Annotated in this window: 12 protein-coding genes and 1 pseudogene; 10 read left to right on the top strand and 3 right to left on the bottom strand. The window is 71.5% G+C overall.

From position 1 onward, the window contains the following. The 9 genes and pseudogenes from AB0424_RS30700 to AB0424_RS30660 all read left to right on the top strand — a co-directional run. Nucleotides 1–880: pseudogene (locus AB0424_RS30700) on the top strand (hypothetical protein); the annotation flags it as partial. Continuing rightward, entirely contained in the window at nucleotides 880–1,992 is a 1,113-nt protein-coding gene (locus AB0424_RS30695; RefSeq protein WP_366310157.1) for an ABC transporter substrate-binding protein, read from the top strand. The pseudogene AB0424_RS30700 and the gene AB0424_RS30695, both read left to right, overlap by 1 nt. A gap of 37 nt (nucleotides 1,993–2,029) precedes the next feature. Beyond that, nucleotides 2,030–2,905 carry an ATP-binding cassette domain-containing protein gene (locus tag AB0424_RS30690; RefSeq protein WP_366310155.1) on the top strand — a complete coding sequence of 292 codons (876 nt, stop codon included), beginning with the start codon at nucleotides 2,030–2,032 and terminating at the stop codon, nucleotides 2,903–2,905. After that, nucleotides 2,892–3,788: an ABC transporter permease gene (locus AB0424_RS30685; RefSeq protein WP_366310153.1), complete on the top strand. Its 897-nt coding sequence runs from the start codon at nucleotides 2,892–2,894 to the stop codon at nucleotides 3,786–3,788. Before AB0424_RS30690 ends, AB0424_RS30685 begins: the two co-directional genes overlap by 14 nt. A gap of 394 nt (nucleotides 3,789–4,182) precedes the next feature. Beyond that, complete coding sequence (locus AB0424_RS30680) at nucleotides 4,183–4,509, top strand: TcmI family type II polyketide cyclase (protein ID WP_366310151.1); 327 nt, start codon at nucleotides 4,183–4,185, stop codon at nucleotides 4,507–4,509. Further along, the gene (locus AB0424_RS30675) at nucleotides 4,506–5,780 is read left to right on the top strand and encodes a beta-ketoacyl-[acyl-carrier-protein] synthase family protein (RefSeq protein ID WP_366310149.1); all 1,275 of its coding nucleotides are present in this window, start codon (nucleotides 4,506–4,508) and stop codon (nucleotides 5,778–5,780) included. The genes AB0424_RS30680 and AB0424_RS30675 overlap by 4 nt, the downstream gene beginning before the upstream one ends. Beyond that, nucleotides 5,777–6,997 carry a ketosynthase chain-length factor gene (locus AB0424_RS30670; RefSeq protein WP_366310147.1) on the top strand — a complete coding sequence of 407 codons (1,221 nt, stop codon included), beginning with the start codon at nucleotides 5,777–5,779 and terminating at the stop codon, nucleotides 6,995–6,997. Before AB0424_RS30675 ends, AB0424_RS30670 begins: the two co-directional genes overlap by 4 nt. Nucleotides 6,998–7,028: 31 nt before the next feature. After that, a complete protein-coding gene (locus AB0424_RS30665; RefSeq protein WP_366310145.1) occupies nucleotides 7,029–8,813 on the top strand; it encodes an ABC transporter ATP-binding protein in 1,785 nt (594 codons plus the stop codon). Between the two features lie 91 nt (nucleotides 8,814–8,904). Next, the gene (locus AB0424_RS30660; RefSeq protein WP_366310143.1) at nucleotides 8,905–10,842 is read left to right on the top strand and encodes a multicopper oxidase domain-containing protein; all 1,938 of its coding nucleotides are present in this window, start codon (nucleotides 8,905–8,907) and stop codon (nucleotides 10,840–10,842) included. Between the two features lie 89 nt (nucleotides 10,843–10,931). On the opposite strand, the gene AB0424_RS30655 is transcribed toward AB0424_RS30660, so the two are convergent. The 3 genes from AB0424_RS30655 to AB0424_RS30645 all read right to left on the bottom strand — a co-directional run bounded on the left by AB0424_RS30655 (nucleotide 10,932) and on the right by AB0424_RS30645 (nucleotide 12,917). Next, nucleotides 10,932–11,333, bottom strand: coding sequence for a GNAT family N-acetyltransferase (locus AB0424_RS30655; protein ID WP_366310141.1), 402 nt, complete (start codon nucleotides 11,331–11,333; stop codon nucleotides 10,932–10,934). Then, on the bottom strand, nucleotides 11,317–12,588 hold the full coding sequence (gene purB, locus AB0424_RS30650; protein WP_366310139.1) for an adenylosuccinate lyase: 1,272 nt from the start codon (nucleotides 12,586–12,588) through the stop codon (nucleotides 11,317–11,319). Before purB ends, AB0424_RS30655 begins: the two co-directional genes overlap by 17 nt. A 65-nt stretch (nucleotides 12,589–12,653) precedes the next feature. Beyond that, nucleotides 12,654–12,917, bottom strand: a complete 264-nt coding sequence (locus AB0424_RS30645) for a hypothetical protein (protein ID WP_033205744.1) — start codon at nucleotides 12,915–12,917, stop codon at nucleotides 12,654–12,656. Nucleotides 12,918–13,164: 247 nt separating this feature from the next. Here AB0424_RS30645 and AB0424_RS30640 point away from each other — a divergent pair, with 247 nt between their 5' ends. Beyond that, nucleotides 13,165–14,346: a nucleotide disphospho-sugar-binding domain-containing protein gene (locus tag AB0424_RS30640; RefSeq protein WP_366310137.1), complete on the top strand. Its 1,182-nt coding sequence runs from the start codon at nucleotides 13,165–13,167 to the stop codon at nucleotides 14,344–14,346. Nucleotides 14,347–14,482 lie beyond the last annotated feature (136 nt).

The following is a 14,482-nucleotide window of genomic DNA, read 5'->3' as shown; positions in this document are numbered from 1 at the left end:
CGCCGTCAACAAGATGGACCTCGTCGACTACGCCGAGCCCGTCTTCGCCGCCATCGCCGAGGAGTTCACCACCTACGCCTCCGAGCTCGGCGTCCGGGACGTGGTGGCCATCCCGCTGTCCGCGCTCGCCGGCGACAACGTCGTGGAGCCCTCCGCCCACATGGACTGGTACGGCGGCCCCACCCTCCTGGAGCACCTGGAGACCGTCCCGGTCGGCGGCGACCCGACCGGGGAACCCGCGCGGTTCCCCGTCCAGTACGTGATCCGGCCGCAGACCGCCGAACACCCCGACTACCGCGGCTACGCCGGCCAGCTGGCCTCCGGGGTGCTGCGGGTCGGCGACCGGGTCACCGTCCTGCCCTCCGGGCGCACCACCACCGTCGCGGGCCTGGACGCCCTCGGCCGGGAGGCGGACACCGCCTGGGCCCCCCAGTCGGTCACCGTGCGGCTCGCCGACGACATCGACATATCCCGCGGCGACCTCATAGCCGCCGGCCACCGGGCCCCGGTGCCCACGAAGGACTTCGAGGCCAGCGTCTGCCACCTCGACGAACGCCCGCTGCGCATCGGTGCGAAGGTGCTGCTCAAGCACACCACCCGGACCGTGCGGGCGCTGGTCAAGGACATCTCGTACCGGATCGACATCGGCACCCTCGAACAGCGCTCCGGCGCCGACGGGCTGAACGGCAACGACATCGGCCGCGTGGTGCTGCGCACCGCCGAGCCGCTGGCCCTCGACAGCTACACCGACAACCGCCGCACGGGCTCCTTCCTGCTGATCGATCCGGCCGACGGCACCACGCTCACCGCCGGTATGGCGGGCGAGGCGTTCGGGGCCGTCCGGGCACCCGGGACACCCGGCGACGGGGACCGGTTCTGATGCGAGGCCGCTTCGGGCGGGCGGCCGCCCGGGCCGCCGTCGCTGCCCTGGCCGTCGCCGCCCTGCTGTCGTCCTGCGGCTACGGCTCCCGGGCCGGCGGCCCCGGCCCCGAGGTGCGGGCCGCCGCGGCCGGCGCGGGCCCCCGGCTCTCCGCCGACACCGTGCGGATCGGCTACTTCGCCAACCTCACCCACGGGACCGCCCTGGTGGGCCTGCGCACCGGGCTGTTCCAGAAGGAGCTGGGGGCGACCCGGATCCGCACGCAGGTCTTCAACGCCGGCCCGTCGGCGATCGAGGCGCTCAACGCGGGCGCCGTCGACCTCGCCTGGGTCGGCCCCTCCCCCGCGATCAACGGCTACACCCGCTCCGGCGGCAAGGCCCTGCGGATCGTGGCCGGTTCGGCCTCCGGCGGCGTGAAGCTGGTCGTCAACCCCGCCAGGATCGCGACACCGGACGACCTCAGGGGCAAGCGGATCGCCACCCCGCAGCTCGGCAACACCCAGGACGTCGCCCTCCTGCACTACCTGGCGGGCCGCGGCCTGCGGGTCGACCCGGCCTCCGGCGCCGGGGACGTCGGCGTCGTCCGCACCGACAACAAGGTGACGCCCGGCGCCTACGCGTCCGGGGCGATCGACGGCGCCTGGGTGCCGGAACCGACCGCCTCCCGGCTGGTCGCGCTGGGCGCGAAGGTGCTGGTCGACGAGAGGTCGCTGTGGCCGGGCGGCCGGTTCGTCATCACGAACATCGTCGTCTCGCAGAAGTTCCTGACGGCCCACCCGGACGTCGTCGAGGCCGTCCTGCGCGGCTCGGTGGCCGCCAACGCGTACATCGCCGCCCACCGCGACCGGGCCAGGGCCGACGCCGACGCACGCATCGAGCAGGACACCGGCAAGGCGCTGGACCCGGCCGTCCTCGAACCGGCCTGGCGGAGCATCGACTTCCTCGACGACCCGCTGGCCGGCACCCTGCGGACCCAGGCCGACCACGCGGCCGCCGCGGGCCTGATCGAGGACCCCGACCTCGCCGGCATCTACGACCTGACCCTGCTCGACAGGGTGCTGAAGGCGGCGGGCCGGCCCGCCGTGACGGACGCCGGGCTCGGCGCCCGGTAACTCCCGTTCCCCGTCCATCCCGCAGGAGGTGTCCGGCATGACCACGGCACTGACCACCCCGAAGAACGCCCCGGAGGACGCCCCGAAGGGGGCACCGTCGAGCGCGCCGGAGACGGCCCCCGCAGACGCCCCCGGCCCCGGCCCCCGGGCCGGTGCCCCGGCCGGGCGGCCCGCCGTCCGGCTCGCGCACGTCTCCAAGTCGTTCGGACGCCCCGGCGCGGCCCCTCCGGTGCTCGACGACATCAGCCTGGACGTCGCCCCGGGCGAGTTCGTCACCCTGGTCGGCGCCTCCGGCTGCGGCAAGTCCACCCTGCTGAACCTGGTGGCCGGCCTCGACGAGCCGAGCTCCGGGACGATCGAGGTGCCCGGCACCCGTCCGGCGCTGATGTTCCAGGACCACGCCCTGTTCCCGTGGCTGACCGCGGGCGGCAACATCGAGCTGGCCCTGCGCCTGGCCGGTGTCCCGCGCGACGCGCGCCGGGCCGAGGCCGAGCGGCTGCTCGAACTCGTCCGGCTCGGCGGCGCGCACGCCAGGCGGCCGCACGAGCTGTCCGGCGGGATGCGCCAGCGCGTGGCGCTGGCCCGCTCGCTCGCGCAGGGCGGCGGGGTGCTGCTGATGGACGAGCCGTTCGCCGCGCTCGACGCGATCACCCGGGACGTGCTGCACGAGGAGATCACCCGGATCTGGCAGGAGCAGGGACTGACCGTCCTGTTCGTCACCCACAACGTCCGTGAGGCCGTCCGGCTCGCCCAGCGCGTCGTCCTGCTCTCCTCGCGGCCCGGCCGGATCGCGCGGGAGTGGCGGATCGACCTTCCGGCGTCGCAGCGCGCCGACTCCCCCCGGGCCGCCGAGCTGACCACCGACATCACCGAGCACCTCCGTGGGGAGATCCGCCGCCATGTCCCGCAGTGACACCCTCCGCGCGCCGACGCCGGTGGACGACTTCGCCGGCGTCGGGGCCGGTCTCGACGCGCTGGAGACCGTGCGGACGACGCGCACCACGCCGGGCCGGGTGCTGCGGGAGAAGGTGCTGCCGCCGGTGCTGGGCGCCGTGGTGGTGCTCGGGGCCTGGCAGCTCGCGTACAGCCTGCGTCTGACCACCCCCGACAAGCTGCCGAGCCCGGCGGCGGTCTGGGCCGCGCTGGCCGACCTCTGGTACCGGGGCACGCTGTTCTCGATCATCTGGACCAGCGTCTGGCGCGGCCTGTCGGGCTTCCTCGTGGCCGTCGCGATCGGGACGCCGATCGGTCTGGTCGTCGCCCGGGTGAAGCCGGTCCGGGCCGCCTTCGGCCCGGTGCTCTCCGGTCTCCAGTCGCTGCCGTCGGTGGCCTGGGTGCCGGCCGCCGTCATCTGGCTGGGCATCGACGACTCCGCCATGTACGCGGTGATCCTGCTGGGCGCGGTGCCGTCGATCGCCAACGGGCTGATCGCCGGGATCGACCAGGTGCCGCCGCTGTTCCTGCGGGCCGGCCGCACCCTCGGCGCGACGGGGCTGCGGGGCGCCCGGCACGTGCTGCTCCCCGCCGCGCTGCCCGGCTATCTGGCGGGGCTCAAGCAGGGCTGGGCGTTCTCCTGGCGGTCGCTGATGGCCGCCGAGCTGATCGCGTCCTCGCCCGACCTGGGCCTCGGCCTCGGCCGCTACCTGGAGAACCAGCGGGAGTTCTCCGACATGCCCGGGGTCCTGCTCGGCATCCTCCTGATCTTCGTCGTCGGGGTGGCGGTGGACCTCCTGGTCTTCGCCCCCGTCGAGCGCAGAGTGCTGCGCGCCCGGGGGCTGCTGGTCGCCGCGCAGTAATTCCTGTGTTTCAGCCGAAAAGGGGCGGTTCCTTCGGGGAACCGCCCCTTTCGCGTCCCCCCTTCACCTTCTCCAGCGGAATTCGATACACCTCCGACCCCCTCTTGAGGGACATCGCACAAGGTGGCGGTGGGTGGTTCCCGGCGAATGGAGATTGACATGGGCGCGAGGCTCAGATCCGCCATGCGATCCCTATCGAAGAACTTCGGTGAGGGCCTGATGTGGATGGGTTTTGCGTGGAGCGGAATGTATCCCCCCTACGACGGGAGGGACTTCGGGATCCCGCTTGCCGACCAGCCCTGCCTGCCACCGCTGTCGGAAGAGGAGCTCGCCACATGGGCGGCACTGGTCAAGCATCTGCGATAGGCGCAGCAAATCATCGAGGAGGCGGTCAATGCACAGCAATCTGATAGTGGCCAGAATGGATTCTCGTTCGAGTGCTGACGTGGCTCGGCTTTTCGCTGCTTTCGACGAGACCGACATGCCGCACCGCATGGGGACTCGGCGACGTCAGCTGTTCATGTACAACGGTCTGTACTTCCACCTTCAGGACTTCGACGACGACAACGGCGGCGAGCTCATCGAACAGGCGAAGAGCGATCCGCGTTTCGTCGGGATCAGCCAGGACCTGAAGCCGTTCATCGAGGCGTACGACCCGGCGACCTGGCGCTCGCCGGCGGACGCCATGGCGAAGCGGTTCTACACCTGGGAGTCGGCGTGACCGGCCGGCGTGTGGTCATCACCGGTGTCGGGGTCACGGCCCCGGGCGGCATCGGGACCAAGAACTTCTGGAGCCTGCTCAGCGAGGGCCGTACGGCGACGCGGGGGATCACCTTCTTCGACCCCACGCCGTTCCGTTCCCGCGTGGCGGCCGAGATCGACTTCGACCCGTACGAACACGGGCTGACCCCGCAGGAGATCCGGCGCACCGACCGGGCCGCCCAGTTCGCGCTGGTCACGGCCCGTGAGGCGATGGCGGACAGCGGCCTGGAGCTCGGCGCGGTCGAGCCGCACCGGGTGGCCGTGGCGGTGGGCAGCGCCGTGGGCGCCACGATGGGTCTGGACGAGGAGTACCGGGTCGTCAGCGACGGCGGCCGGCTCGACCTCGTCGACCACGAGTACGCGGTCCCCCACCTCTACAACTACTTCGTGCCGAGCTCCTTCGCCGCCGAGGTCGCCTGGGCGGTCGGCGCCGAGGGCCCCTCGACGGTGGTGTCCACCGGATGTACCTCGGGCATCGACTCGGTCGGCTACGCCGCCGAGCTGATCCGCGACGGCTCGGCCGACGTGGTCGTCACCGGTGCCACCGACGCGCCGATCTCGCCGATCTCCGTGGCGTGCTTCGACGCGATCAAGGCGACCACCCCGCGCAACGACGACCCGGAGCACGCCTCCCGGCCCTTCGACCTGACGCGCAACGGCTTCGTCCTCGGCGAGGGCGCCGCGATGTTCGTGCTGGAGGAGCTGGAGTCCGCGCGCCGCCGCGGGGCCCACATCTACGCCGAGATCGCCGGCTACGCCAGCCGGTGCAACGCCTTCCACATGACCGGTCTGCGTCCCGACGGACGGGAGATGGCCGAGGCCATCCGGTCGGCGCTCGACGAGGCGAGGCTCGCCCCGGAGGCCGTCGACTACATCAACGCGCACGGTTCGGGCACCAAGCAGAACGACCGTCACGAGACGAGCGCCTTCAAGCGCAGCCTCGGCGAGCACGCCTTCCGCACCCCCGTGAGCTCGATCAAGTCGATGGTCGGGCACTCGCTCGGCGCGATCGGCTCGATCGAGATCGCCGCCTCCGTCCTGGCCATGGAGAACAACGTGGTACCCCCGACTGCGAACCTGACCAAGCCCGACCCCGAATGCGACCTCGACTACGTGCCGCGGACCGCGCGCGACTGGCGCACCGACGCGGTACTGACCGTCGGCAGCGGGTTCGGCGGATTCCAGAGCGCGATGGTCCTCGCCCGACCGGACAGGAACACGACGGCATGAGCACCCAGGTCGTGGTGACCGGCATCGGCATCGTCTCCCCCAACGGCTTCGGCGTGGAGGAGTTCTGGGACGCCACCCGGGCGTCCAGGAGCGGCATCGGCCGCATCACGCGCTTCGACCCGGAGCGCTATCCCTCGAAGCTGGCCGGCGAGGTGGAGGGCTTCGAGGTCAAGGAGCACCTGCCGAGCCGGCTCATCCCCCAGACGGACCGGATGACCCAGCTGGCGCTGGTCGGCGCCGAGCACGCCCTCGGCGACGCCGGGGTGAGCACGGAGGAGGCCGACGAGTACGGCATGGGCGTGATGACCGCCAGCACCTCCGGCGGCTTCGAGTTCGGCCAGGACCAGCTGAAGAACCTGTGGAGCCAGGGCAGCCAGTACGTCAGCGCGTACCAGTCCTTCGCCTGGTTCTACGCGGTGAACACCGGCCAGATCTCCATCCGGCACGGGCTGCGCGGCCCCAGCGGCGTGGTCGTCAGCGACCAGGCGGGCGGGCTCGACGCGCTGGCGCACGCGCGCCGGCTGGTCCGCAAGGGCAGCGACCTGATCCTGTCCGGCGGTGTCGACGCCGCCATCTGCCCGTGGGGGTGGGTGGCCCAGCTGACCACCGGGGAGCTGAGCACGGAGGAGCGGCCCGACCGGGCGTACCTGCCGTTCGACGCCGACGCCTCCGGCTACGTGCCCGGCGAGGGCGGCGCCCTGCTGATCCTGGAGGACGCCGAGGCCGCCCGCCGGCGCGGCGCGACCCGGGTCTACGGGGAGATCCTCGGCTACGGCTCGACGTTCGACCCGGCGCCGGACAGCGGCCGTGAGCCGACCCTGCGCAAGGCCGTCGAGGTCGCGCTGGCCGACGCCGGTCTGACGGCGGGCGACATCGACGTCGTCTTCGCCGACGCGGCGGGCACGCGGGAGCTGGACCGGATCGAGGCGGCGGCGATCACCGAGGTCTTCGGGCCTCGGGGGGTCCCCGTCACGGCGCCCAAGACCATGACGGGCCGGCTGGGTTCGGGGGCCGCGCCCCTGGACGTCGCCACCGCCTTCCTGGCCATGCGGGACGGGGTGATCCCTCCGACGGCGAACGTCACCCTCTCCCCCGACTACGACCTGGACCTGGTCACCGAGGCGCGGCGGGCCCCCGTGGCCACGGCGCTCGTCCTGGCGCGGGGCCGCGGCGGCTTCAACTCCGCCGTCGTCGTGCGCTCCGTCGACTGGAACTGACCGTAGAGAGCCGAAAGAGAAGGAGACCAGGGTGAGCACCACCGGGTCGGCCACCGCTCATCTCCCCGTCCAGAAACGCCGCATCCTCGGGCTCTTCCGCCCGTACCGGAGGAGCCTGCTGTTCGTCGCGTCGCTGGTCGTGGGCTCGTCCCTGGTCTCCCTCGTCAACCCGTTCCTGATCCGCGAGATCATGGACGTGGCGCTGCCGCAGGGCCGGACCGGGCTGCTGTCCGTACTCGCGCTCGGCATGATCGTCGTGTCGATCGCCACCAGCACGTTCAACGTCTGGCAGACGCACGTGTCCGCCAAGATCGGCCAGCTCGTCATGCACGACCTGCGCACCGGTGTCTACGCGCATCTCCAGCGCATGTCGCTGGCCTTCTTCACCCGGACCCGCACCGGCGAGGTGCAGTCCCGCATCGCCCACGACATCGGGGGGATGCAGGTCACCGTCACGACCACGGCGACGGCGCTGGTGTCGGACGTGACCATCGTGATCGCCACGACCACCGCGATGGCGCTGCTCGACTGGCGGCTGACGATCGCCTCGCTGGTGATCCTGCCGGCGTTCGTCTGGGTGAGCCGGCACGTCGGCGACGAGCGGCGGGTCATCACCCGTGACCGCCAGCGCCAGTTCGCGGACCTGTCGTCGATCGTGCAGGAGTCGCTGTCGGTCAGCGGGGTCATGCTCGGTCACACCATGGGCCGTTCGCGGTCGCTGACCGACAACTTCGCGGCGCAGTCCCGCAAGCTCACCGAGATCGAGGTCCGGGCGAGCACGGCGGGCCTCTGGTACCAGTCGACGATCTGGATCGTCATGGCCTCGATGCCGGCGATCATCTACTGGGTCACCGGGCTGACCGGCACCGGTGGCCACATGGCCATCTCGATCGGTGCGCTGGTCGCCTTCACCACGCTCCAGCAGGCCCTGTTCCGGCCGGCGCAGCGGCTGCTGACCATCGGGATCGACCTGCAGAGCTCGCTGGAGCTGTTCGGCCGCATCTTCGAGTACCTGGACCTGCCGGTCGACGTCGCCGAGCCGGAGAAGCCGGTCGAGCCGGCGGAGCTGCGGGGCGAGGTGCGGATGCGGAACATCGGCTTCTCGTACGCCTCGGCGGAGCGGCCGACGCTCGACGGGGTGGACGTGACCGTGCCGGCGGGGCGCAGTCTCGCGATCGTCGGGGAGACCGGCTCGGGCAAGACCACGCTGAGCTATCTCATCCCGCGGCTGTACGACCCGACGTCGGGCACGGTCACGATCGACGGGATCGACGTGCGCGACCTGTCGTTCGCGACGCTCTCCGCCACGGTCGGGGTGGTCTCCCAGGAGACGTACCTCTTCCACGCGACAGTGGCCGACAACCTTCGGTTCGCGAAGCCGGGGGCGACCGACGAGGAGCTGGTCGCGGCGGCGCGGATCGCGCACATCCACGACTATCTGGTGTCGCTGCCGGACGGCTACGACACGGTGGTCGGCGAGCGCGGCTACCGGTTCTCGGGCGGGGAGAAGCAGCGGCTCGCGATCGCCCGCGCCATCCTGCGCGACCCTCCGATCCTGGTGCTCGACGAGGCCACCAGTGCCCTGGACACCCAGACGGAGCAGGCGGTTCAGGAGGCGATCGACGCGGCGAGCGCCGGCCGCACCACCATCACGGTGGCCCACCGGCTGTCCACCATCCGGGACGCGGACGAGATCGTCGTCCTCGACCGGGGCCGGGTCGCCGAGCGCGGGACCCACGACGAGCTGCTCGCCCTCAGCGGTCACTACGCGACGCTCGTCAACCGGGACACCGAGATGGCGGTGGCGCTGCGGTAGGTCGGTGGTCAAACACAAGCGGAACAGGATTGGCCGGAAAGCTGCAGCCGAACTCGACCGCGACGTGAGCGGACGTTCCTAGCTTCCCCGCATGGAACCGACACATCCCGAAAGAAACGACCTTCCCGGACCGAACCGGCGTACGGTGCTGCGCTACGGCTCCGTCGCCGGACTGGCCGCGATGGCCGCCGCGGTCCCCGCCTTCACCAGGTCGGGGGCCGCGGCCGTAGCCGCCCCCGGCGCTCCCGAGCCGTCGGCCGCCGGGCTGATGCTGACGAAGTTCAGGGACCCGCTGCGGATACCGCCGGTGCTCCGGCCCCGGCAGCGCGGCGACCACGACGAACTCACCGTGCGCATGCGCACCGCGGACGTCACCGTGCACTCCGAGCTCCCGCCGGTGACGATGTGGACCTACGAGGGCGCCTACCCGGGCCCGACGATCGAGACCGTCAGCGGCCGGCCGCTCCGGGTCGCCTGGGAGAACCACCTCACCGGCGACATACCCGTGACCGCCGTCGACTTCGGCCAGGCCAAGGGCCCGATGACGGACCCGCTCTCCAACTACCCGGGCGCCGAGGGCTGCCAGGAGGTCGCCGGGGTGGCGGCGATGCCGCCGTGGGGCGCCGCGCACCTGCACGGCATGCTGACCGGCGGCGGCAACGACGGGTGGATGGAGAACCTGATAGGCCCCGGCGACGTCCAGCTGTCGGCGTATCCGAACGCCCAGGCCGCGACCACGCTCTGGTACCACGACCACACCCACCACCTCAGCCGCTACAGCGTGTACGCCGGGCTCGCCGGCCTGTTCCTGTCGCGCAACGACGAGGAGCGGGCGCTCGACCTGCCCCGCGGCGCACAGGACGTGCCGCTGATCCTCGCCGACCGGAACTTCGCGACGGACGCGTCGGGCGCGCTCACCGGACGGCTGCTCCACAAGGTGGAGATGGTCGGCGCGCAGCGGCTGATGCGCCCGCACGCGGCGCCGTACACCCTGGTCAACGGCGTGGTCTGGCCCTACCTGGAGGTCGATCCGCGCTGGTACCGGTTCCGGATCGTCAACACGGCGAACTCCCGGATCTACCGGCTGATGCTCCTCGCGGACGGCGTGCCGGTGCCGGGCGCGCTCCAGGTGATCGGGACCGACCACGGGCTGATCGACCGGCCGCTCGCGGTCGACGGGGCGCTCAACCTCTCCCCCGGCGAACGCGCCGACGTCCTGGTCGACTTCAGCGCCTTCCGCGGACGGACGCTGAAGCTGGTCAACACCCTCCAGGGCATCACCCCCGGCGTCTCCGACCGGCGCAACGACCTCCTGGAACCCGACGTCATGCAGTTCCGCGTCGCCGACCGGAAGCCCTCGAAGCGGTTCGCGCTGCCGGCGGCCCTCTCCCCCACCTTCAAGCGGCTCACCCACGACGACCTGCCGCACGAGCACGGCCACCGCTGGATCGTGACGGTCGGCCCCGGCACGGGCAACATGCCGGAGCTCTGGGAGATGGAGGAGATCGACCCGGCCGGCCTCGTCCTCCCGGCCGCCGGCGTCGTCCAGGTCCTGAACGCCGAGGGGACCGTGACGACGCTGCGCCGGACGTCGATGACGTACGACGACGGCAACACGATCACCGTGGCCCACGGCGGCACGGAGATCTGGAAGTACCTCAACCTCACCGCCGCGCCCCACCCGATGCACATCCATCTGGCGCACTTCCAGGTGATGGCCCGCGAGAGCTACGACATCACCGGCTTCGACCGGATCGCCCGCGGCTCGGCCCGGCCGATCGCCTTCAAGGCGGTGTCGGCGCTCGAACCGCACGAGCTCGGCGAGAAGGACGTCATCCGGGTGGGCACGGCGGGCCAGATCGTGCCGGGTCCGAACGGCACGCCGGGCGAACTGGTCACCGTGGCGGTCCGGTTCCCCGTGGTCGGCAGGGGCGTCCACCACTGCCACATGCTGGAGCACGAGCAGCACATGATGCGTCCCCTCGTGGTGACGCCCGCCGCGCACCTGCACGGCGGCGGCCACCACTGAGGAGGCGCGCCGGCGGGTGCGGGGCCCGTCGGGGACGTGCCGGTGCCCGCGCCGGGGGACGGACGCGGGCACCGGCGGACGGGGACGGCTCAGGGGTTCAGGACCCAGGCCGACCGGTGGGCGGTGAAGCCGATGTGCGGGTAGTACTCGGCCGCCGCGGGCGCGGAGAGCAGGACGATCTTGGCCGTCGGCGCCTCCTTGCGGGTCGCGTCGATGAGCTCCCGGCCGATGCCCGAGCGCTGGTGGTCGCGGACCACGGCGATGTCGGACAGGTAGGTCACGTAGGAGAAGTCCGAGACGCTGCGGGCGATGCCCACCAGCTCGCCGTCGACGCGGCAGGTGACGACCAGGTTGGCGTTCCGCACCATGGCCGCCATGCGCTCGGTCTCCTCGATCGGCCGGCGCTCGCCGAGACCCGACTCCCGGTAGACCCGCAGGACGTCCCCGAGGTCGAGGTCGGGGCCGTTCTCCCGCTCAATGCTCCAGCTCACGAAGGTTCTCCAACCGCTTGTAGATGACGTCGTGGTGTACCAGGTAGCGCTCCGGCCCGAGGGGATCGGCGTCGATCCCCTCGGTCCTGAGCAGGGTGAAGAAGTCCTCGCCGTTCGCGGCGTCCTGGATCATGCGGTAGGTCTTCTCCCGCTCGCTGCCGCCCTCCAGGAGATCGGCCAGGACCGCGGAGCTGTAGGCGAGTCCGCCCGTCTGGTCGATCGCGGCCCGCATCCGGTCCGGGAACACCTGGAGGTCCCGGACGAGGTCGGCCGCGGCGGTCACCTGGTAGTGCGCGATGGTGAACGCGTCGGGCAGCACGATCCGTTCGACCGACGAGTGGGACAGGTCCCGCTCGTGCCAGAGCGCCACGTTCTCCAGCATCGTCCCGGCGTACCCGCGCAGCAGCCGGGCGAGGCCGGAGAGCCGCTCGCTGGTCGTCGGGTTCCGCTTGTGGGGCATGGCGCTCGACCCCTGGTAGGCGGCCGTGCGGGGCTCCTCCACCTCGCGGACCTCGCTGCGGGAGAGCAGCCGGACCTCGACGGCGATCTGCTCGACGCAGGCGCCGAGCACGGCGATCGCCTGGACGAGCTGGGCATGCCGGTCCCGGGCCACGACCTGGCTCGGTGCCGGCTCCACGCCGAGGCCGAGCGCCTCGCACACGTGCTGTTCGACGAAGGGGTCGATCAGCGCGTACGTCCCGACGGAGCCGGAGATGGTGCCCACCGCGACCTGCTCCCGCGCGTCCGCCAGCCGCCGGAGCGAGCGGTCGACCGCGAAGGCGAAGCCGGCGAGCTTGTGGCCGAACGTGGTGGGTTCGGCGTGCATGCCGTGGGTGCGGCCGATGCACGCCGTGTCCCAGTGCTCGACCGCCTTCTCGACCAGCACCCCGCGCAGCCGCTCGGCCGCGCCGGTCAGGAGGTCGCAGGCCCGGGCCAGCGTGTGGCCGAGGGCCGTGTCCACCAGGTCGTAGCTCGTCATCCCGAGGTGCACCCACCGGGCGGAGTCGTCCGGCAGGTCCTCGCAGAACGCGGCGAGGAAGGAGAGGATCTCGTGGTCCCGCTCACGCTCCAGCTCCGCCACGCGCGCCGCCGCCGGCACCCCGGCCCGCCGGATGTCCTCCAGGGCGGCCTCGGGGACCCGCCCGAGCAGCGCCTGGGCCTCCGAGGCCAGCACCTCGACCTCGACCCAGGTGGTGTAGCGGGCCTGGTCGGACCAGAGCTCCGCCATCTCGGGCAATGCATAACGGGCAATCACGACCGTCGTACCTCCTCAGGAAAGGCCGCGGGCCCGCCGGAAGCGACGGCGCGGCGCACCGGATTTCAGGCGACCTTGCGGACGATCTCCACGACGCCGGAGTTCACGAGGGTCTTGACGTCGGCGTCGCCGCCGGCGAGGGCCAGGTCCATGTCGTGCAGGCGCTCGACGATGCCGTGGACGACCTTCTCGGTGTGGGTCTCCTCGGTGCCCTCCCAGATCAGGTCCGGGAAAACGGTCAGATACACCTTGTCGTTGCCCTGCGTGTAGATGTTGACTTCCATGACGTCCCGGAGAGCCATTCGGGCGTTGTAGATCAGCGTGTTCATGGAGACCACCGGCTTTCTGTATCCGCTTTTTAAGAGGCTTTCTCGCCTGCACGTCCTGACCATATGGTGGTCAGGACCCGGTGCGGCGGCAACAGGGTCGAGTGTTCACCGTGTTCAACTGCGCGAAATCCGCAATCGAACGCTCTCGCCTTTTCGAGGCCGATTGACAGAAAAAGCGCGCGCTGTGGAACATCGGTGCTGTTCACAAATACGTCAGGCCGCGTCTACGAAAAGCATCCGGAGTGCCATGAAAATCCTGTTCATCACCACGGGCAGCCAGGCCACCTTCTATGCCGCCGCACCGCTGGCGACGGCCGCACGGAACGCGGGTCACCAGGTCATGCTGGCCGCCCACGAACCGTGGGTGGACACCGCGGAGGCCATCGGAATCCCCACCTTCTGCTACACGGTCGACCCGATCCGGCACTTCATGCGGATCACCAACCCCGGCAAGGGCCTGCGGTTCCCCCGCGAGCTCGGTGACGAGGAGATGTTCGGCCAGGGCCGCGGCTTCGCCCGCATGGGCCTGGCCGGCGTCGAGTCCCTCCTCGAACTGTCGAAGGACTGGACCCCCGACGTCATCGTCGGCAGCTCGCAGAGCTACGCGGCGATGCTGCTCGCCGCGCACCTCAAGGTCCCGTACGTCCGCCAGGTCGAGTACCTGGGCATCCCGCTCACCGGCATCGACCCGGGTGCGGAGGCGGAGCTCCGGCCCGAGCTGGAGCGCCTGGGCGTGGACGGGCTGCTCAAGCCCGACCTGCTCCTCGACTCCACCCCGCCGTCGCTGCGGCCGTCCTACGACCCCTCGGCCCAGCCGATCCGCTGGATCCCCAGCAACCCGCAGCGCCGCCTGGAGCGCTGGATGTACACGAAGCCGGAAGGCCGTCGTCGTGTGCTCGTCACGTCGGGCTTCCGCAGCCTGATGTTCCGCGACCCGGGCTGGTCCATGCCGCTCCTGGTCAGCGAGCTGAACAAGCTGGGGGCCGAGGTGCTCATCGCCGCCTCCCCCGGTGCCGCCGAGCGCTTCGGCGGACAGCTGGGCGACGCACGCGTCGGCTGGATCCCGATGGACGTCGCCGCGGCCACCTGTGACCTGGCGGTCCACCACGGTGGCGCGACCACGGCCACGACCCTGATGGCCAACGGCGTGCCGCAGCTGATCATCCCGGAGAACCCGCCGGAGTTCCCCCCGAACTACCACCGGGAGTCGATCGCCAAGGCGATCACCGGGTTCGGCGCCGGCAAGACGCTGTGGCCGGTGCAGGAGCAGCCCGACCAGGCGCCCGGCGCGACGATCGCGGCCGCCTGCAAGGAGCTCCTGGAGAACCCGAGCTACACCGAGCGGACGCAGTTCCTCGCCAAGGAGATCTCCACGCTGCCGACGCCCGCCGAGATCGTGCCCAAGCTGGAGGCCCTCGTCACCCGCTAGGCGCACCTCCCGACGACGCGCATCGCCCCGGAACCCCGGAGCTCGTTCTGGTAGACGTCCACCGAGAACTGCGGCACGGTCGACTTGGAGAAGTTCGCCATCTGTTCGGGCTCCTCGGGCAACAACGGTGTCGGGG

The sequence above is a fragment of the Streptomyces sp. NPDC051180 genome (genome assembly GCF_040689545.1).
Lineage (GTDB): Bacteria > Actinomycetota > Actinomycetes > Streptomycetales > Streptomycetaceae > Streptomyces.
Note: the sequence above shows the minus strand (reverse complement) of the source record. Positions and strands in the feature narration are given on the sequence as shown.

Bases quoted from the DNA above. Each gene is read 5' to 3' on its own strand.
- AB0424_RS30685 (WP_366310153.1), top strand. From the start codon at position 2,892: ATGTCCCGCAGTGACACCCTCCGCGCGCCGACGCCGGTGGACGACTTC.
- AB0424_RS30690 (WP_366310155.1), top strand. From the start codon at position 2,030: ATGACCACGGCACTGACCACCCCGAAGAACGCCCCGGAGGACGCCCCG.
- AB0424_RS30670 (WP_366310147.1), top strand. From the start codon at position 5,777: ATGAGCACCCAGGTCGTGGTGACCGGCATCGGCATCGTCTCCCCCAAC.
- AB0424_RS30695 (WP_366310157.1), top strand. From the start codon at position 880: ATGCGAGGCCGCTTCGGGCGGGCGGCCGCCCGGGCCGCCGTCGCTGCC.
- AB0424_RS30645 (WP_033205744.1), bottom strand. From the start codon at position 12,917: ATGAACACGCTGATCTACAACGCCCGAATGGCTCTCCGGGACGTCATG.
- AB0424_RS30660 (WP_366310143.1), top strand. From the start codon at position 8,905: ATGGAACCGACACATCCCGAAAGAAACGACCTTCCCGGACCGAACCGG.
- AB0424_RS30640 (WP_366310137.1), top strand. From the start codon at position 13,165: ATGAAAATCCTGTTCATCACCACGGGCAGCCAGGCCACCTTCTATGCC.
- AB0424_RS30680 (WP_366310151.1), top strand. From the start codon at position 4,183: ATGCACAGCAATCTGATAGTGGCCAGAATGGATTCTCGTTCGAGTGCT.